Here is an 18302-nt window from a genome sequence, read left to right on the forward strand (position 1 = left end):
CCGTTGCCAGCCCCGGGACTTCGATGCTGGAATGTCCCCATGAGCGAACCGGTAAAAGGCCCGAGATCCTACTTCCCGTCCATCGAAGCAAAGTACGGGCGGCCGATCGAGCACTGGATGTCGGCCCTGGGCGAGGTCAGGGGCCTGAAGCATCTGGAGCAGGTGAACTGGCTCAAGAACGAGCACGGGATGGGCCATGGCCACGCCAACGCCCTGGTGGCCGTGTTCCGGGCGGAACACGAAGCCTGATTCCCGGGCCGTCCTCAGCTTGTCCGCACATCCGGACCGTGAAGGCACGGATCCGCGAACCAGCCTGGGAATGCCGGTATTGACGGCAAAAGAAAAGTCCCCGGCACCCTGTTTCCAGGATGCCGGGGACTGCCACTCTTCGGTGGAAGAGTGGGCCCTGTGGGGATCGAACCCACGACCCACGGATTAAAAGTCCGATGCTCTACCAACTGAGCTAAAGGCCCCAGCTGACCGTCAAAAGAGCCGATCAGCCCAGTCCATTTCTGAACGTTAATACTGTACCCCAGACCGGGGGCTGCTCCGGCACACGGCCGCGCGCCGCCGTCGTACTCCGACGGCGCCGCGTCCGGCCCCGCTTTCCGGTTCCCGGGTGGGCCCGGAGGCCATTCGCAACGCACTCGATTCCCTTTGGGCACAGGAGTAGCGTGGGGGCATGAGCGAGCAAACAGGACCCAGTCACTACGGCGGAGCCAACCGGCATCACAAGCCCAAGCCTTTCGCCCCCATCGACTTTGAGCCGTTTGCAGGTGGCGCCGATCCCGCGCGCGTCTCCGAAGCCGCGCATCTCGCCGCCCAGGCACTGGTGCGGCACGGACGCGACAGCGACGACCCCGTCATCACCGAACGGCTGGTCAAGTTGGCAGACGAACAGGGACTGGAAGCCATTGCGGAGATGTGGGCCGAGAGTCCGGCGCGCTCCCTGCCCGGCGCCCTCTGGCGGCTGTACGCGCTGCGCGCCGCCACCGTCCAGGACCCCGAGCGGATTTCGGTGTACTTCCGCGCCGGGAAGGACACCGCGCAGGTTTCCAACGTGGTGGCCGGCGCCGCAGAACCGCCGGGAGCCGACGAGATGCGGACCATGGCGGATGCCATCCTTTCGGGGGCGTTCGACGGCGAGTTCGACGTCGCGCTGGAACGTTCCGCCGCGTTCTGCCGCGTGGTGGCGCTTGGCCAGGCGACCATCGCCGACGGTGCCGAACTCGGCAACGAGGCGCACGCGAGCAAGCTCACGCGCAACTCTCACCAGCTGGTCAAGACCGCCGAGGACCTCGAGCATGCTGCCAACGCGTGGCGCCTGGGCGAGCTGGACTGACCCAGCAGGCCCGATCTGTCAATGTTGACTTGGGCCAGCCAACGTAGAACACTGAAACTGGTGTCGAACCGCGAAACCCCCGGGCTTCAACATTTAGCCGCCTAGAGCGGCCTACCGCCGAGAGGCGTATCCGGTTCGGCACCATTTTTATGCCCTTTTTCAGGCGCCCGCGCCTGCCCGGTAGAGTAATGGTCAGTTGCGGGCTGCGGTCAAGTCACAAAGCCGGCTGCCCCATCCCAGTACATTTTTCCGGAGACCGGTAACCACGTGAAGCTGCGCCTTTTTCCCCAGGAGCCCGCCGGGCTGAACCTCCTTTCGGAGATGGCACGCCAGATTGTGCTGGCCAGCGCCACCCTTGCGGAGATCCTGGGCGTCCCCGCCGCCGAGCACGGCAAGCTCGTGGAGGACATGCACAACCACGAGGCCAAGTCTGCCGAGCTGCATTTCGCCCTGCTCACCCACATGCGCACCAGCTTCGTGAACCCGCTCCCCCGCGAGGACATGTACGCGCTGTCCCGCTACCTCAACGAGGCCATCGAGAAGCTCGACGCCGCCGCGGAACTGGTGGCCCTGTACAAGCTGGAGCGCCTGCCGAAGCGGGCGGCCGACCAGCTGGAGATCATCAGCCGGCAGGCCGAGCTGACGGTGGACGCCATGCGCCGGCTGAACAACCTCGATGACCTTGAGGACTACTGGATCGAGATCCTGCGGCTGGCCAAGCGGGCCGAGCGTACGCACCGGGTCTGGGTGGCGGACATGATCTCCGACATGAAGTGGGCGCAGTACTCCCGGAACCGGGACATCGCCAACCAGCTCGTGGAAGTCACCAAGGACATGCGGCGCATCGCCACCCAGGTGGGCAGCATCATCGTCAAGGAATCCTGAGGTGACGGCAGCCATCTTCGCCGCGGTGGTCCTGCTGACCGCGGCGTTTGCCTTCCTCAACGGTTTCCGCGACGTCTCCACCTCGGTTGCCCTGGCGGTCCGCACGCGCGCACTCACGCCGAGCGTGGCCGTCCTGCTGGCCGCTTTCTTCAACTTCCTCGGCGCCCTGCTCAGCGCGAGCCTCGCGGTGGCGGTGAGCCAGCACTGGATCACCCTGCCCGGCGGCGCCAACGGCCTCGGCATCCTGGTGGCAGGACTCGCAAGCGCCTGCGCCTGGGGCATCCTGATGTGGTGGCGCGGGATCCCGTCCTCCTCCACGCACGCGCTCGTGGGCGGCCTGGCCGGCGCCGGGCTGGCAAGCCTCGCGGTGGGCGGCGGCGGAGTGGGAGGTGTGGACCAGTCGCTCCTTCTCCAGGTGGTCCTGCCGCTCCTGCTCTCGCCGCTTGTTGCCTACAGCGGAGCCTTCCTCCTGGTCTACCCGGCCACGTGGGCGGCACGCTATGCCCAGCCCAACGTCATCAACACACGCTTCCGCCGCAGCCAGTCCATCGCCGCCGGCGCCGTTGCGTTCGGCCACGGCCTGCAGGACGGCCAGCGCGTCAGCGCGGTGCTGCTTCTCGCCCTGCTGGCCAGCGGCTACTCCGACGGCGGCACCATCCCCGTGTGGGTGGCGCTGCTCTCCGCCGTGATGATCACGGCCGGAACGCTTTTCGGCGGCTGGCGGATCTCGCACACCATCGGCTACAAGATCACCCGGATTGACCCCCTGCGAGGGTCTGTGGCGCAGATCTTCAGCGCCGTGATGCTGTTCGTCGGCGCCATCGGCCTGCACTGGCCGGTCTCGACCACGCACACGGTGACCGCCGGCGTGCTCGGCGCGGGCGAGAACCAGCACTTCTCTGTGACCAACCGGAAGCTGGTCATCCGTATCCTGGGCTTGTGGGTCCTGACACCGGCCGCGACGGCCGCCGGTGCCTTTGTCCTGGCCCTGGCGCTGTCACCGCTGGCGGGGTCCTAAGGCCTGAGCTTGCGAAGGCCGGGAGCCGGTGGGGATTAGCCGAAGCGGCCGGAGACGTAGTCCTCCGTGGCCTTCTGGCCGGGGTTGTTGAAGATGGTGGTGGTGTCCGCGAATTCGATCAGCTTGCCGGGCTTGCCGGTGCCGGCGATGTTGAAGAACGCCGTCCGGTCCGAGACGCGGGCCGCCTGCTGCATGTTGTGGGTCACGATCACCACGGTGTACTGGTCCTTGAGCTCATTGATGAGGTCCTCCACGGCCAGTGTGGAGATGGGGTCCAGGGCCGAGCACGGCTCGTCCATCAGGATCACCTGCGGTTCCACGGCAATGGCGCGTGCGATGCAGAGGCGCTGCTGCTGCCCGCCGGAAAGCCCGGAGCCGGGCTTCTCCAGCCGGTCCTTGACCTCGTTCCAGAGGTTGGCGCCCTGCAGCGAGCGCTCCACCAGGGCATCGGCCTCGCCCTTGGAGATCTTCTGGTTGTTCAGCTTCACGCCGGCCAGCACGTTGTCGCGGATGGACATGGTGGGGAACGGGTTGGGCCGCTGGAACACCATGCCGATCTGCGAACGGACAGTCACGGGGTCAACGCCGGGGCCGTAGAGGTTGTCCCCGTCGAGCAGGACTTCGCCCTCCACCCGGGCGCCCGGGAGGACCTCGTGCATGCGGTTCAGTGTCCGCAGGAACGTGGACTTTCCGCAGCCGGAGGGGCCGATGAACGCCGTGACGGACTTGGCTTCGATGTTGATGCTGACGTCTTCCACGGCGAGGAAATTGCCGTAGTAGACGTTCAGGTCTTTGACGTCGATGCGCTTGGACATGATGTTCCTTCACTTGCTGGGGTACGGATTAAGTTTATGCGGCCTAGCGGCCGGTTTTGGGGGCGAACAGCCTGGCGATGAGCCGGGCGCCGAGGTTCAGGAGCATCACCAGGATGATCAGCACCAGGGCAGCACCCCAGGCCCGCTGCGAGGACGGGTCCGGGTTCGCCGGCGACGTCGGATTCAGGATCTGCGTGTAAATGAACGTCGGCAGGGACGCCATCCAGCCGCCGAACACGTTGCCGTTGATGCTCGTGGCAAACCCGGCGGTGACAAGAATCGGCGCGGTTTCGCCGATGACCCGGGCAATTGCGAGGGTGACACCGGACGCAATGCCGGAGATCGCCGTCGGGATGACCACCTTGAGGATGGTGCGCCACTTGCGCACGCCCAGGGCGTAGGCCGCCTCGCGCAGCTCGTTGGGCACGATCTTCAGCATTTCCTCGCTGGATCGCACCACCACCGGAATCATCAGGACGGAAAGCGCGACGGCGGCCACGGCACCGGTCTTGGTGCCCGGTCCCACTACGGCGAAGAAGAAGGCTGCGGCGAACAGGCCGGCCACGATGGACGGGATGCCGGTCATCACGTCCACGAAGAAGGTGATGGCCCGGGCCAGCCGGCCGTCGTGGCCGTACTCCACCAGGTAAATGGCGGTGAGCAGGCCGACGGGCACCGAGATGATGGTGGCCAGGATGGTGATCTGCACCGTGCCGAGCAGCGCGTGGTAGATGCCGCCCAGTACGGGGGCGCCTTCCTCCACGGCCTTGTTGTCGTAGACGCCCGTGACGCCGTTCATGGAGCTGCCCAGGAATCCGGGGGCAATGATGCCGGGGAGGCCGTTGGCCAGGACGGTCCAGATGACCGAGATCAGGGGAAGCAGCGCGATCAGGAACGAGCCGACCACCAGGCAGGTGGCAAGTTTGTCCTTCGCCTTCCGGGACCCTTCGACGGCGGCGCTCCAGCCCACGAGGCCGGCGGCGAACAGGATGGCGGAGACGATGCCCCAGCCGAAGGCGTTGAAGCCGATCAGGGCGAGGATGGCGGCGCCGGCGATCAGGGCAAGCGCCAGCACCACGTACGGCGCGTACTTGGGCAGCTGGCCTTTGGTGAGGGCCGAGCGCTTGCGGACCGGGGTCAGGGTGGAGGTCATTTAGTTGGCTCCCGAGAATTCTTTGTGCCGGGTGATGATCCAGCGGGCGATCATGTTCACGCCCAGGGTGATCACGAACAGGACCAGGCCTGCGGCGATGAGGGTGCTGACCTTGAGCCCGCTGGCTTCGGGGAAGTTCAGTGCGATTTCGGCGGCGATGGTCTGGTTGCCGGACTGGATCAGGCTGGCGGTCAGTGCGCCGGAGGACAGGACCAGGGCGACGGCCATGGTTTCGCCGAGGGCGCGGCCCAGGCCGAGCATGATGGCGCTGATGATGCCAGGGCGGGCGAAGGGCAGCACTGCCATCTTGATCATTTCCCAGCGCGTGGCGCCCAGGGCGAGCGCCGCTTCCTCATGGAGCTTGGGGGTCTGCAGGAAGATTTCGCGGCTCAGGGACGTGATGATGGGCAGGACCATCACGGACAGCACGATGCCGGCGGTGAGGATGGTCTTGCCGGTGGCGGAGGCCGGTCCCTGGAAGATGGGCAGCCAGCCCATATTGTCCGCGAGCCAGTTGTAGGCCGGCGAGATTTCCTTGGCGAGGAACGCGGCACCCCAGGCGCCGTAAACCACGGACGGGATGGCGGCCAGCAGGTCGATCACGTAGCCCAGCCCGGACGCGAGCTGGCGCGGTGCGAAGTGCGAGATGAACAGGGCCACGCCGATGGCGATGGGCGTTGCGATCACCAGGGCGATGGCGGCGGCGATCAGGGTGCCCACCACGATCGGCCAGATGTAGGCGAAGAAGCCTTCGCCGCCCTGGATCTCAGCAGCGGGGGCTGTGAGCGCAGGAATCGCCTGGACGACAAGGAACAGGGCAACGCCGAACAGGACGGCAAGGATCAGGCACCCTGCTGCCAGGGTTGCTCCGGAAAAGATTTTGTCCCCGGCGCGGCCTGCGCCCTGGGAGCTTTTCAGGGAGGTGACGGTCATTCCCGACCCTTCGGTTGAGGTGGTGCTTGGGGAAGCGTGAAGCAAGGGTTACAAAAACCAAGTTCCCCGCCCCGCCTCTCGGCGTGGCGGGGAACTCGTTCAGGGCAGGTAACTAGGACTTGACCTTGATGGATTCGATGGCCTTGACGGCCTTCTCGGCGAGGGCCGGGGAGAGCGGCGCGGACTTGGCCGAGTCTGCTGCTACCTGCTGGCCGGCGTCGGAAACTACGTAGTTTTCGAAGGCCTTGACGAGGTCAACGGTTTCCTGCTTGTCGTAGGTGGTGCAGACGACGTGGTAGGAAACGAGGACCACCGGGTAGGCGCCGGAAACGGTGGTCTTGCGGTCCAGTTTGATGGCGACGTCGGTGGCGGAGCGGCCTTCGACGGGCTTGCCGGCTTCAACAGCCTTGGCTGCGGCGTCGGCGGAGATCTTGACGAACTCCTCGCCCACCTTGATGGAGGCGGTGCCCAGCTTGCCGCCCACGGCGGAGTCATCGGCGTAGGTTACGGCGCCCGGGGTGTCGGTGACGGTCTTGACCACACCGGAGGTGCCCTTGGCGTTTTCACCCTGCAGGGTGGCCGGCCAGATGCCGGCGGACTTGTCGGTCCATACCTCGGGGGCTGCAGAGGCCAGGTAGTCCGTGAAGTTCGTGGTGGTGCCGGAGTCGTCAGAGCGGTTCACCGGGGTGACCTTCAGGTCCGGCAGGCTGACGCCGGCGTTCAGGGCAGCGATGGCGGGGTCGTTCCACTTGGCGATCTGGCCGCGGAAGATCTTTGCCACGGTAGCGGCGTCAAGCTTCAGGTCGGTGACGCCCGGGACGTTGAACGCCACAGCGATCGGGGAGATGTAGACCGGGATGTTGATGGCGCCCTCGGGGCCACAGACGGCCTTGGAGCTGGCCAGCTCGTCATCCTTGAGGTACGCGTCCGAACCGGCGAACTGGGCCGAGCCGTCGATGATGGCCTTGCGGCCTGCGCCGGAACCGTCCGGGGAGTACTGGACCGTGGCGCCGGAGTTGGCGGCAGCGAAGCCGGCCTTCCAGGCGTCCATGGCTGCGCCGGTGGAGGATGCACCGATGCCGGTGAGGGTGCCGGTGACCTTGGGGCCAGCGGAAGTCTGGTTGCCAGCAGGCGCAGCGCCCGTGACGTTGTCTGAACCGCAGGCGGTCAGCGCGAGAGCGCCGGCTGCGATAACAGCGATAGCCGCGTGGCGGCCGAAGCGGAGAGCCTTCACTAGATGTACCCCTTCCAGGGTTATTCAGTTGCGGGCAGGACCGGAGACGCCCTGCAGCGCGATGCGTACGTTCTGTACCTTCATTGAAGTTATGGGCCGCAGGTAACGGGATGGGCGCTCCAAAGTGAACGGGAAATTAACGACGGCGGGATATTCGCTTACATCTGCAGCGTCACCATTGCGCAGGTCACATCTTCGGTCGTAGTGCACGGCCAGTGAATAGACTTGAACCCATGGCCATCGCAGCAGGACTCTCAGCAAGCCGGCGTTTCCTGCGTGGCCGCATCCGCACCGGCCTGATCCGCAGCCGCAATTCGCTGTTCCCGGCCATCCAGATGACCGGGTGCGCAGTGGGGGCCTACGCGTTCGCCGAGTACGTGCTGGGCCATTCGGGTCCGCTGTTCGCGGCGACTTCATCGCTGATTGCCCTGGGCTTCTCCCGGGAGCCACGCCTTCGCAGGGTGGTGGAAGTGGGACTGGGCTGCACCATCGGCATTGTGGTGGGTGATTTGCTCCTCCACTGGCTGGGCGGCGATATCTGGGTTGCCGCCGTCGTCCTCCTGGTCTCCATCCTGCTTGCCCGGTTCCTGGACGGCGGCAACATCTTCACCACCCAGCTGGGGCTGCAGTCCCTGCTGGTGGTGCTGCTGCCGGCACCTGCAGGCGGGCCCTTCACGCGCAGCCTCGACGCCATCGTGGGCGGGCTGTTCGCGCTGCTGGTGACTATCCTGGTGCCCAAGGATCCGCGCCGGGAGCCCCGCAAGGATGTCCAGAAGCTGCTCCACGAACTGGCCGAAGTGCTGCGGGAGTGCGCCACCGCCCTGAGCAACAGCGACTCCACCCAGGCGTGGCACGCGCTGATCCGGGGCCGGAACTGCCAGCCGCTGGTGGACGCGATGCGCCATTCTCTGCGCGCTTCCGGGGAGGTGGCCACGCTTGCGCCGGCCTACCGCCGGCACCGCGACGAGCTGGACCGGCTCAAGCAGTCGCTGGACTTCATCGACCTTGCCCTGCGTAACAGCCGGGTCTTCGCGCGCCGGCTGACCAGCGCCATCAACCACGCCGCCCTGTCCGATGAGGCCAACGACAACATCGCGGAGGTGCTGCAGGACACCGCTGCCGCCATTGAGGAACTCTCCCTCGGCCTGGCGGAAACGCACGACGGCGCCCGGCGCGCCCACCTGCGCACCGCACGGCAGGACCTGAGCGAGATCGCGCTGAGGCTGCACCCCAAGCTGCTGGAGGTGCAGCGGCTGGAGGGCGAGACAGTGGTGATGCTGTTCCGGCCGCTGATGGTGGATTTACTGGAGGCCACGGGGATGGATTCCCGCGAGGCCCGGGATGTGCTGCCCGGGCTGTAGCGGGCTACTGGTCGTTCACAGCATAAAGGGCCTTAGGAGGCCGAATCACGGATCACCAGCGACGTAGGGATCTGGGTGACCCTGTCCGTGGGCTTGCCCTCGATCAGGTCGACCAGGATCTCGGCCATCTTCTTGCCCATGTCGATGATGGGGTGATGAACGGTTGTCAGCTGCGGGTTCACGGACGTGGCAAAGGAATCGTCGTCGAACCCCACTACGGCGACGTCGTCGGGAATCCTGATTCCGCGTTCATGGAGGACGGTGTAGGCCCCGGCAGCCATTTGGTCATTAGCCACGAAGAGCCCGTCCAGGGGTTTGCCGCGTTCAAGGAGCCGCCGCATGGCTTTGGCACCGGAAGAGAGGGTGAAGTCGCCATACTCCACCAGCGAGTCGTCCAGCCCGGACGCTTCGAGGGCGTTCCTCCAGCCGTTGATGCGGTCGACGCCGGGAGGCATGTCCTGCGGCCCGGCGATCGTGGCGATGTGGGTGCGGCCGCCCTGGATCAGCAGCCGGGTTGCGCCTTCGGCGGCTGCCTCATTGTTCACGTCCACGTAATAACTTCCGCCCTCCGCCAGCGGCCTGCCCGCGAACACCATGGGGATGTGGTCGCTGACGTGTGCCCAGGAGCGGTCCCCCGCATGGTGGGAGACCACCAAGGCGCCGGCAACGTTGCCGCCGAGCAGGAAAGCCCTGGTCTTTTCGGGCTTGGCTTCAGACGCAATGACCATGTTGAGGGTGTAATCGGTGTCTGCGAGATAAAGTGCCACGCCCTGGACCACGGAGGCAAAGAACGGATCGGCGAAGACCTTGGACGTGGACTCCGGCACAATCAGGGTCACGGAATTGGGCTTCCGGCTGGCAAGGGACCGGGCCGCCCGGTTGGGGGTGTAATTCACGGCGAGGATGGCCTGGCGGACCTTCGCGGCGATGTCCTCGTCCACGCTGGGCACGTCGTTGACCACGCGCGAGACCGTGGCGCGGGACACGCCGGCCAGCGCAGCCACCATTTCAAGGGTGGGCGCCGGCCGGCTTCCGCTTTGATCTTGCTTCACTCTTCTTCGCTCCGTGACGTTGAGCGGGCTTCCACCCGGTACTTCAGTTTAGGCAGGCTGTGACTCAGGGAGCCTGTCAACATTCCGCTTTGCGGCGGCGATCTGCCGGGCATAGGCCAGACCGCTGTCCTTGACGGTGCGCTCAAAGGTGCCGTAATCCACCCGCACGATCCCGAAGCGCTTCCCGTACCCCCAGGACCATTCGAAGTTGTCCAGCAGCGACCAGACGAAATAGCCACGGACGTCGGCGCCCTGGTCTATCGCCTCCCCGACGGCTGCGATGTGGTCAAGGATGAAGCCGGTGCGCTCCGCATCGCGCACGACGCCGTCCGGGCCCAGGGTGTCCTCATATGCGGCACCGTTTTCGGTGATGTAAAGCGGCGGCAGGGTGGGGTATTCTCTGCCGAGGCGCACCAGCAGTTTCCGCAGGCCGTCGGGGTTGACTTCCCAGTTCATCGCGGTCCGCGGCAGCCCGCGGCTGGGGAAGGCAATGTCCTCGGACCCGATCCACGGCGACGCAGCAACACGTTCTGCCCCGCCGGAGTGGCCGTCGCTTCCGCCGTCGTCCGCGTGGCCGCTGATGAGGTCGTCGTGGTAGTGGTTTACGCCCAGGAATTCCAGTGGCGCGCTGATTGCTTCCAGGTCGCCGGGGAGGATCAGTTCGGGCAGGCCGAACGGCGCGAGGTCGCGCAGCGTGTCCTCCGGGTAGCTTCCGCGCAGGATGGGGTCGAGGAAAATCCGGTTCTGCAGTGAATCGAAACGCCGGGCCGCATCCAGGTCAACGGGGTCCTGCGGGTCCCGCGGGATGGAGTTGCTCAGGTTCAGCGTGATTCCCAGGTTCTGGGCGCCACTTTCCCGCAGGGCGCTGACTGCCAGGCCGTGGGCCAGGTGCTGGTGATGCACCGCCGCGATGGCCGCCCGCGGTTCCTGGCGGCCAGGGGCATGCACTCCGGAACCGTAGCCCAGCAGCGAGGAACAGAAAGGCTCGTTGAAGGTGGTCCAGTGCTGGACGCGGTCTCCGAGGGCTGAATAGACGTCGAGTGCGTAGTCCACAAACCGGTAGGCCGTATCCCTGTTGGCCCAGCCGCCTCTGTCCTCCAACGCCTGCGGCAGGTCCCAGTGGTAGAGGGTCAGCCAGGGCAGGATCCCTGCCTCCAGGAGCTCGTCCACCAGCCGTGAATAGAAATCCAGGCCCTCCGGATTGGCCGCACGGTCCCCCGGCCGCACACGCGCCCAGCTGGTGGAAAAGCGGTACGAGTCCAGCCCCAGTTCCTTCATGAGGCGGACGTCCTCAGGCATCCGGTGGTAATGGTCCACGGCCTGTTCCAGGGTGTCCCCCTTGGCGATGGCGCCCGGGATCCGCGCAAAGTGGTCCCACACGGAGTCCTCCTTGCCGCCCTCGTGGCCGGCCCCCTCGATCTGTGCGGCCGCCGTCGCGGATCCCCAGAGGAATCCTTCCGGCCACTGCCGTGAATGCGTCGAATGTGGCATTAGCCCTTCACTGCTCCTTGCATGATTCCTGAAATGAGTTGTTTTCCTGCCAGTACGAACAGCACCAGCAGCGGAAGGGTGGCCAGCACCGCGCCTGCGAGGACCACGGAGTAGTCCACGTAGCGGGCGGATTGCAGCTGGCTCAGTGCCGTCTGCAGGGTGGGATTGCCGGCATCGAGCACCAGGAGGGGCCACAGGAAGTCCGTCCAGGCCGTCATGAAGGTGAAAAGGCCCAGGATGGCCATGGCGGGACGGGCGGCCGGGATGGCTACGTGCCAGAACGTGGAGATCATGTTGGCGCCGTCCATGCGGGCGGATTCGATGAGCTCATCCGGAATGACGTCCACCAGGTATTGCCGCATGAAAAACACACCGAATGCGGTCACCAGGGTAGGCACCACAACGGCGCCGATCTCGCCGGTCCAGCCGAGGGTACGCATCACCATAAAGAGCGGAATGATGCCCAGCTGGGTGGGGATGGCCATGGTGGCGACCACCATCAGCATGAGCCCGTTCCGGCCGCGGAACCGCAGCTTGGCAAAGGCGTAGCCGGCGAGGGTGGAAAAGCCCACCACGGAGACGGTGATGATGCCGGAGATCAGGACACTGTTTCCGAGGGCCAGCCAGAAGGGAACGGTGTCGAAGACTTCGCCCACGTTCGTCCAGAAGTTCCCGCCGGGCAGCAGCGGTGGCCACGTCTCGCCCAGGGCTTCGTTTGACCTGCTGCCAATCACCACGGACCACCACAGCGGGTATGCAGACGAGAGCAAGAAGGCCAGAAGCAGCCCGTAGCTGAGGAAGCCGGGGCGTTCGCCGGTGCCGAAGATGCGCTTACGGAAGATGGCCGTCCTCACTGGCGCTGGATCCGCAGGCGTTTTTGCAGAGGAAGTCCTGGCAGACGCGGCCTCTGCGCGGTCGATGATGCTCATCGTGTGGTCCTTTCAGCACGCGTCAGGGCGGCGTTTTTCCCGGCGGCGTTTTTCCGGGCAGAACTTTTGCGGGCAGCCCGGGAGGGCTTTGCAGCATCAGCCGTGGCGATCCGGCGCGAAATCAGGTAGTTGATGACGCCGAACAGCACGATGATCAGGAAGAGCAGCCATGCGATGGTTGATGCCTTGCCGAAGTTCTGGCGCTGGAACGCCATCTCCCAGAGGTACAGGACGGTGGTCTGGAACTGGCGCTGGGATCCGCCGGCGGTGGCGGGGTCGAAGAGCCGTGGTTCGGTGAAGATCTGCAGGCCGCCGATGGTGGCCGTGATGACGACGAACACCATGGTGGGCCGGATGCTGGGCAGGGTGATGCTGAAGAACCGGCGGACGGCTCCTGCACCGTCAAGGGCTGCGGATTCGTACAGGTCCCGCGGCACGGCCTGCATCGCAGCGAGCAGGATCAGCGCGTTATAGCCGGTCCAGCGCCAGTTGACCATGGTGGCGATGGCGATGTGGCTGGGCAGCGTCTCGTTCTTCCACATCACCGGGTCAAGGCCGAAGTTTCCGAGGATGTTGTTGATCAGGCCGTACTGCTCGCCGAACATGTTGGTGAAGATCATGGCCACCGCAACGGGCGTCACGATATAGGGCAGCAGGATGCTCATGCGCCAGAAGGTCTTGGCCCGGAGGTTCTGGTCCAGCACTGCGGCCAGGAACAGCGCCACAGCCAGCTGCGGGACAGAGGAGAGCAGGAAGATGCTCATGGTGTTGAAAAGGGAATTCCAAAAGAAGCGGTCCTGCAGGACCGCAGCGAAGTTCTCCAGCCCCACGAACTGTCCCTGCCCTTTGAGCAGGTGCCAGTCGAACAGGCTGACAAAGAACGTGTAGACCAGCGGGAACAGTCCCACGAGGGCAAACAGTATGAAGAACGGCGCAACGTAAAGGTAAGGCGATGCCTTGACGTCGAAGATGCTCAGGCGTTGCTTGAAAGTGGGTTTGGGTTTGACGGCCGCGGGTTTGGCGGATGGGTTCAGGGTGGTTGTCATGGGGCTCTCGCACTGCATCGGGGGGCCTCCCTGACGGGAGGCCCCACAGCGGGTCTAGTTGTTTACGACCAGGTCGTTGAGGAGGCGAAGGGCCTCGGACCATGCCTTGGCTGCGTCGGCGGTTCCGGCGTCGAGGCTTTTCAGCGCGGGGCCGAACACGTTCTCCTGGATCACTGAATCGTCCGGGCCCTTGAACTGGGCCACGACCCCCTTGGCACGGTTGGCCAGGATGGCGCCGGTGGGAGCGTTGTTGAAGAGCGCGTTCGGCGTGGCGTCCTGGACCAGCTTTTCCTGGGCCTTGAGGGTGCTGGGGAAGTTGTTGGCTGCGGCGGACTGTTTGACCTGCTGCTCCGGTGCGGTCAGCCATGCGGCCAGTTTGGCGGCCTCTGCAGGGTGCTCCGAGGTCTTGGGCACGGAGAGGAAAGCGCCGCCCCAGTTGGAAGCCCCGCCTGGGAAGACATCGGCGAAGTCCCAGCCGCTGCCGGCGCCGCCGCCTGCGGATTCAAGCTGGCCCTTGATGGTGCCGAGCATCCAGCCCGGGCAGACGAACGTGGCGAAGGAACCGTCAACGAAGGCCTTGCCGTTTCCCCAGTCCCACTGGGTCTGGTTGGCGGAGAGTCCAGCCGCCGTTCCGGCCGCCAGCATCTCGAATTTGCCCTTCATCTCCGCGTTGCCGTCTACGTTGAGCTCGCCGTCCTTGGTGTAGTAGCCCTCCTCCATCTGGTTCACCATGGAGTTCCAGACGAAGCCGGACTGGTCGTACCAGGCTTTTCCGGTGGCTTCCTTGTACTGCTTTCCGATTTCGAAGTACTTCTCCCACGTCGCGTCCTGTCCGCCGAAGAGCGTCGCGACGGATTCGCGGTCGCTGGGAAGGCCGGCGGCTTCAAAGAGCTTGCCGTTGTAGCAGAGTCCCTGCGGCCCGATGTCGGTGCCGTAGCCGATGACCCGGCCCTGGGGGTCGGTGCCCTGCTTGTACTTCCAGTCCACCCAGTTGGCCGCGATGTCCGCGGCGCCGTGTTCGTTGAGGTCCACGAACTGATCGGAGACCTCCATGATGGAGCCCAGCCAGCCTTCCTCGATGGCCACTACGTCGCTGAGGCCGGATCCGGCGGCCAGCTTGGTGAAGGCATCTGTGCGGGCGTTTGATCCACGGTCAATGTTCGTGGCCTTGATCTTGACTCCGGGGTTTGCCTGCTCGTACTCGCCATAGAGATCGCCGTACCCGAAGGTTCCGAAGGTGGTGACGGTCAGTTCAACGGGGTTGCCTGCACTGGCTGCCTGGTCTGCACCGCTTCCGCAGCCCGTGGCGAGCATGGCGAGGGCTGCTGCTCCCGCTATTGCGGCAGCGGTATTTCGTCGTGAAAATTTCACGGTCACTCCTTTGTGGGGGAAGTTGCCTGAGGTTGAGAGAGCGCTCTCTTGCAAGTTCCCCAACTCTAAAGGTGGCGCGGATCACTGTCAAGAGAGCGCTCTCTCGGGCTGGGTTTCAGCACTTTACCGAAGCGGCCCCTGTGCGGCTGCGGGGCGATGTCCGCCCCCGCCATTAGGGTGGAACCCATGGCTACAAAGACTTCCCGCGCGTCCAAGGCGCCCGCTTACAAGTGCGCCGAATGCGGCTGGACCACCGTCAAATGGGTGGGCCGCTGCGGCGAGTGCCAGGCGTGGGGCACCGTGGAGGAAACCGGCGCCGCCGTGGCGCGTACGACGGCGGCAACAACAGTCCTGGAGCCGGCGCGCCGGATTGCCGAGGTGGACGCCACCACAGCCGCGTTCCTGCCCACCGGCGTGGACGAGCTGGACCGCGTGCTGGGCGGCGGCCTGGTCCCCGGCGCCGTGATCCTGCTCGCGGGCGAGCCCGGCGTGGGCAAGTCCACACTGCTGCTGGACGTCGCCGCCAAGTTCGCCCGCACAGCCCAGGACGTCCTGTACATCACGGGCGAGGAATCGGCCGCACAGGTGAAGCTGCGCGCGGAGCGGATCGACGCCGTCGCGGATTCCCTCTACCTGTCCGCCGAGACGGACCTGGGGCAGGCGCTCGGGCAGGTGGAGAAGGTGGAGCCCCGGCTGTTGATCGTGGACTCGGTGCAGACGCTCAGCAGCGCGGATGTTGACGGCAGCGCCGGCGGAGTCTCGCAGGTGCGCGAGGTCGCGGCGTCCATCATCGCCGCGGCCAAGCGGCGCAACATGACCACGCTGCTGGTGGGCCACGTGACCAAGGACGGTTCCATCGCCGGGCCCCGGCTGCTGGAGCACCTGGTGGATGTGGTGTGCCAGTTCGAGGGCGAGCGCCATTCCAGGCTCCGGTTGCTGCGGGCCGTGAAGAACCGGTACGGTCCCACGGACGATGTGGGGTGTTTCGACCTGAACGAGGACGGCATCGAGGGCCTCGCGGATCCGAGCGGACTCTTTGTCAGCCGCACTAAGGAGCCCGTGTCCGGCACGTGCATCACGGTGACCATGGAGGGCAGGCGGCCGCTGCTGGCCGAGGTGCAGTCGCTGCTCGCCGAAAGCCCCAACTCGCAGCCGCGCCGTGCCACCAGCGGCCTGGACAGCTCGCGCGTGTCCATGCTGCTCGCCGTGCTGCAGCAGCGCGCCGGATGCCTGCTGCACAAGGACGACTCCTACGTGGCAACGGTGGGCGGCGTGAAGCTGAGTGAACCTGCCACGGACCTCGCGGTCGCGCTGGCGGTGGCCTCGGCCAAGGCCCGGAAACCGCTGCCCATCCGCCTGATCGCCTTCGGTGAGGTGGGACTGGCCGGCGAGGTCCGGCCGGTGCCCGGCATCAACCAGCGCATCCAGGAGGCCCACCGCCTGGGCTTCACGCATGCCGTCGTCCCGGCCAGCCACAACGGCCCGGGACCTGTTCCCGCGGGCTTCTCCGTGCGCGAGGTGGAGCACCTGACGGAGGCGCTGAGCCTGCTGATCGGATAGTCCGGTCACGTCTTAGTGCGCTCCGGCGGGAGCTAAGCGCTAGGCTGGCGAAAAGGACCTTCAGGCAACCGGAGGTTTCCATCGCTGCGCCTGGGGGGCCGGAGTGACTAATCGAATACAAGCGGGAAGATCCATCCTCAACGAACCTGCGGAACTCAGCCGTCTCGCCGGAAGGATCGACGCGTTCTTCGGGGGCCTTGGCGCCCGGGGCCGGGTGGTGATGAGCCAGCTTCCGCTCACCGTCACGGTAGTGCTCATCGTGGTGGCCGCCGGACTGTTCAGCCCGGACACCCTGGCGGACGATGCCTTCAGGCTGGCGTTGCTGGCGCATTCGGCCATCTTCGCCGCCTGCGTGATTCTTCCGTGGGACAGGCTGCCGTCCTCCGCATTCACGGTGATACCTTTCCTTGACTGCCTCGCCATCGGCTTCACACGCCAGGCAGGCGGCCCCAATTTCACGGTACTGAGCCTGATGCTCGTGTTCCCTGTGGTGTGGCTCGCCATCGGCCGCCAGCGCAGCAGGGTGGTGATGGCTGTGGTGGCCACGGTACTCAGCACCACCGTCCCCGCGGTGGTTCTCGGCACGCCCCCGGCCCAAGGCTCGATGATCCGGACCATCTTCCTGCCCCTTGTGATGGCAGCAATCGCAGTAACGGCGCATGTCGTCTCCGGGACGCTTCACCGCCAGCGTACGGCCATGGTCAAAAAGGACGAGGCACTGGCAGAAACACTCAACGAAAGCGTGGAACGCCAGCGGCTCCTGGACGCCGTACTCGGCGCCGTGGGGGTGGGCGTCTGGGTGGTTGACCATGCGGGAAACAACGTGCTGACCAACCGGGCCATCCGTGCCGATCCTGTCCTTGCCCGGCTCGCCGACGGGGACACCGGGATCCAGGTGCTGCTGGGCGACCAGGCAACTCCGGTGACGCCCCGCATGCTCCCCGTTGCCCGCGTTACACGGGGCGACATCTTCACGGACGAGCTTCTGTGGGCAGGCGACGAGGGAAAACAACGTGCTTATTCAGTGAGCGCACATGTCATCCGCTCAACGGACGGCGTCCGCAGCGGCGGTGTCATTACCTTCGTGGACGTGACGGCCCTGATCACGGCGCTGGCAGCCAAGGACAACTTCGTCGGCACCGTATCCCACGAACTCCGGACACCGCTCACCTCCATCCTCGGCTACCTGGAACTGGTCCTGGACGAGCCGGGACACGAGGGGATCGAAGCCGAGCTGCGCGTGGTGCACCGCAACGCCACCCACCTCCTGGGCCTGGTGAACGACCTGATTGCGGTGGCGTCTGAACGGGTGGAGCTGTCACTGCAGGAAGCCGACCTCGCCTGCCTCCTCGCCGACGTCGTCAATTCCACCCTCCCGCAGGCCGCGAACAAGGGCCTGGAGCTGGTGCTCGACGCCGACCAGCCGCTGACTGCCCGGATGGACAGCGACCGGATCCGGCAGGTCGTGGGGAACCTGCTCTCGAACGCGATCAAATACTCCCCCGACGGCGGCCGCATCACCGCACGGGCGCACAGAACCGGGACGGACCTCGTCTGTTCAATCACGGACCCGGGCGTCGGCATGAGCGCGGAGGACCAGGAACAGGCCTTCACCAAGTTCTTCCGCTCTGCGCGGTCACGCGAAACGGCCATCCCCGGTGCCGGGCTGGGGCTGCCTGTCAGCAAGACCATCATCGAAGGCCACGGCGGCTCACTGAGCCTCACCAGCTCGCCGGGCGCGGGCACCACGGCGACATTCATCCTGCCGGCAGCCTGACTGCCCTTTGCCGCTTCCGCAGCCCCCGGGCGCGCTAGCCCCGATTTTTCATGACCATAGGTGATGGTCGTTGATTCGCGCGTTGGGCTGATCGGCGGTTGTTTTCTGTTGTCGGGCAGTGCCGTGTGGCCCGTTGGTTCGTCTTGGGGTTGGCGCCGGTTCCACTTCCGGTGGCGGGGCTGTTTGTCGGGACAGGGATGAAGGTCTGTTCAGCCCGGGGAGGGCAGCTGTTTGAGGTGGCTGGTGTTGGCCAGGAGCAGTTTTAGGAGGTCTTTTTCCGGTGCTGATTCGGGTAGGAGGAGTTGGTTGCGGCGGGCGCGGGTGATGATTTTCCC

General features: G+C 65.7%; 16 protein-coding genes and 1 tRNA gene. 7 read left to right on the forward strand and 10 right to left on the reverse strand.

Annotated elements, in window-relative coordinates:
• The first annotated feature begins 39 nt into the window (after positions 1 to 39).
• A complete protein-coding gene (locus EYS21_RS19245) occupies positions 40 to 249 on the forward strand; it encodes a DUF4287 domain-containing protein (RefSeq protein WP_131134847.1) in 210 nt (69 codons plus the stop codon).
• Between the two features lie 151 nt (positions 250 to 400).
• On the opposite strand, the gene EYS21_RS19250 is transcribed toward EYS21_RS19245, so the two are convergent.
• Positions 401 to 473: transfer RNA gene (locus EYS21_RS19250), tRNA-Lys, on the reverse strand.
• A 209-nt stretch (positions 474 to 682) separates the two neighbouring features.
• Here EYS21_RS19250 and EYS21_RS19255 point away from each other — a divergent pair.
• The 3 genes from EYS21_RS19255 (at position 683) to EYS21_RS19265 (ending at position 3245) form a co-directional block, all read left to right on the forward strand.
• Positions 683 to 1342: a hypothetical protein gene (locus EYS21_RS19255; RefSeq protein WP_131134848.1), complete on the forward strand. Its 660-nt coding sequence runs from the start codon at positions 683 to 685 to the stop codon at positions 1340 to 1342.
• A gap of 267 nt (positions 1343 to 1609) precedes the next feature.
• Positions 1610 to 2227, forward strand: a complete 618-nt coding sequence (locus EYS21_RS19260) for a nuclease PIN (protein ID WP_131134849.1) — start codon at positions 1610 to 1612, stop codon at positions 2225 to 2227.
• 1 nt (position 2228) lies between these two features.
• Complete coding sequence (locus EYS21_RS19265; RefSeq protein WP_131134850.1) at positions 2229 to 3245, forward strand: inorganic phosphate transporter; 1017 nt, start codon at positions 2229 to 2231, stop codon at positions 3243 to 3245.
• Positions 3246 to 3280: 35 nt separating this feature from the next.
• Here the strand turns inward: EYS21_RS19265 and pstB are convergent, their stop codons facing one another.
• The 4 genes from pstB to pstS all read right to left on the reverse strand — a co-directional run bounded on the left by pstB (position 3281) and on the right by pstS (position 7380).
• Positions 3281 to 4060 (reverse strand): phosphate ABC transporter ATP-binding protein PstB, encoded by a 780-nt coding sequence (pstB, locus tag EYS21_RS19270; protein WP_131134851.1) that lies wholly within the window; start codon positions 4058 to 4060, stop codon positions 3281 to 3283.
• Positions 4061 to 4103: 43 nt separating this feature from the next.
• Entirely contained in the window at positions 4104 to 5213 is a 1110-nt protein-coding gene (pstA, locus tag EYS21_RS19275) for a phosphate ABC transporter permease PstA (RefSeq protein ID WP_131134852.1), read from the reverse strand.
• Positions 5214 to 6146: a phosphate ABC transporter permease subunit PstC gene (pstC, locus tag EYS21_RS19280; protein ID WP_131134853.1), complete on the reverse strand. Its 933-nt coding sequence runs from the start codon at positions 6144 to 6146 to the stop codon at positions 5214 to 5216.
• 112 nt (positions 6147 to 6258) lie between these two features.
• Entirely contained in the window at positions 6259 to 7380 is a 1122-nt protein-coding gene (gene pstS / locus EYS21_RS19285; protein WP_131134854.1) for a phosphate ABC transporter substrate-binding protein PstS, read from the reverse strand.
• Between the two features lie 233 nt (positions 7381 to 7613).
• Between pstS and EYS21_RS19290 the strand changes: the two genes are divergently transcribed.
• Positions 7614 to 8741, forward strand: a complete 1128-nt coding sequence (locus tag EYS21_RS19290) for an FUSC family protein (RefSeq protein WP_131134855.1) — start codon at positions 7614 to 7616, stop codon at positions 8739 to 8741.
• A 32-nt stretch (positions 8742 to 8773) separates the two neighbouring features.
• Here EYS21_RS19290 and EYS21_RS19295 read toward each other — a convergent pair whose 3' ends face one another.
• The 5 genes from EYS21_RS19295 to EYS21_RS19315 are packed head-to-tail and all read right to left on the reverse strand — an operon-like array spanning position 8774 to position 14630.
• Positions 8774 to 9793 carry a LacI family DNA-binding transcriptional regulator gene (locus EYS21_RS19295; protein ID WP_131134856.1) on the reverse strand — a complete coding sequence of 340 codons (1020 nt, stop codon included), beginning with the start codon at positions 9791 to 9793 and terminating at the stop codon, positions 8774 to 8776.
• Positions 9794 to 9841: 48 nt separating this feature from the next.
• Positions 9842 to 11284 carry a GH1 family beta-glucosidase gene (locus EYS21_RS19300; protein ID WP_131134857.1) on the reverse strand — a complete coding sequence of 481 codons (1443 nt, stop codon included), beginning with the start codon at positions 11282 to 11284 and terminating at the stop codon, positions 9842 to 9844.
• Positions 11284 to 12213: a carbohydrate ABC transporter permease gene (locus EYS21_RS19305; protein ID WP_242633510.1), complete on the reverse strand. Its 930-nt coding sequence runs from the start codon at positions 12211 to 12213 to the stop codon at positions 11284 to 11286. Before EYS21_RS19305 ends, EYS21_RS19300 begins: the two co-directional genes overlap by 1 nt.
• On the reverse strand, positions 12210 to 13259 hold the full coding sequence (locus tag EYS21_RS19310; RefSeq protein WP_131134858.1) for a sugar ABC transporter permease: 1050 nt from the start codon (positions 13257 to 13259) through the stop codon (positions 12210 to 12212). The genes EYS21_RS19305 and EYS21_RS19310 overlap by 4 nt, the downstream gene beginning before the upstream one ends.
• 54 nt (positions 13260 to 13313) lie before the next feature.
• Positions 13314 to 14630, reverse strand: a complete 1317-nt coding sequence (locus tag EYS21_RS19315; protein ID WP_131134859.1) for an extracellular solute-binding protein — start codon at positions 14628 to 14630, stop codon at positions 13314 to 13316.
• Positions 14631 to 14816: 186 nt separating this feature from the next.
• Between EYS21_RS19315 and radA the strand changes: the two genes are divergently transcribed.
• Together radA and EYS21_RS19325 are read left to right on the forward strand one after the other, a co-directional pair.
• Complete coding sequence (gene radA, locus EYS21_RS19320) at positions 14817 to 16190, forward strand: DNA repair protein RadA (protein WP_131134860.1); 1374 nt, start codon at positions 14817 to 14819, stop codon at positions 16188 to 16190.
• 103 nt (positions 16191 to 16293) lie between these two features.
• Positions 16294 to 17967: a HAMP domain-containing sensor histidine kinase gene (locus tag EYS21_RS19325; RefSeq protein ID WP_242633511.1), complete on the forward strand. Its 1674-nt coding sequence runs from the start codon at positions 16294 to 16296 to the stop codon at positions 17965 to 17967.
• Positions 17968 to 18302 lie beyond the last annotated feature (335 nt).

It is taken from the genome of Arthrobacter sp. S39, from assembly GCF_004320525.1.
In the GTDB taxonomy this organism is placed as follows: domain Bacteria; phylum Actinomycetota; class Actinomycetes; order Actinomycetales; family Micrococcaceae; genus Arthrobacter.

Bases quoted from the DNA above. Each gene is read 5' to 3' on its own strand.
- EYS21_RS19305 (WP_242633510.1), bottom strand. From the start codon at position 12,213: ATGAGCATCATCGACCGCGCAGAGGCCGCGTCTGCCAGGACTTCCTCT.
- pstA (WP_131134852.1), bottom strand. From the start codon at position 5,213: ATGACCTCCACCCTGACCCCGGTCCGCAAGCGCTCGGCCCTCACCAAA.
- pstC (WP_131134853.1), bottom strand. From the start codon at position 6,146: ATGACCGTCACCTCCCTGAAAAGCTCCCAGGGCGCAGGCCGCGCCGGG.
- EYS21_RS19290 (WP_131134855.1), top strand. From the start codon at position 7,614: ATGGCCATCGCAGCAGGACTCTCAGCAAGCCGGCGTTTCCTGCGTGGC.
- EYS21_RS19255 (WP_131134848.1), top strand. From the start codon at position 683: ATGAGCGAGCAAACAGGACCCAGTCACTACGGCGGAGCCAACCGGCAT.
- pstB (WP_131134851.1), bottom strand. From the start codon at position 4,060: ATGTCCAAGCGCATCGACGTCAAAGACCTGAACGTCTACTACGGCAAT.
- EYS21_RS19300 (WP_131134857.1), bottom strand. From the start codon at position 11,284: ATGCCACATTCGACGCATTCACGGCAGTGGCCGGAAGGATTCCTCTGG.
- EYS21_RS19245 (WP_131134847.1), top strand. From the start codon at position 40: ATGAGCGAACCGGTAAAAGGCCCGAGATCCTACTTCCCGTCCATCGAA.
- EYS21_RS19310 (WP_131134858.1), bottom strand. From the start codon at position 13,259: ATGACAACCACCCTGAACCCATCCGCCAAACCCGCGGCCGTCAAACCC.
- radA (WP_131134860.1), top strand. From the start codon at position 14,817: ATGGCTACAAAGACTTCCCGCGCGTCCAAGGCGCCCGCTTACAAGTGC.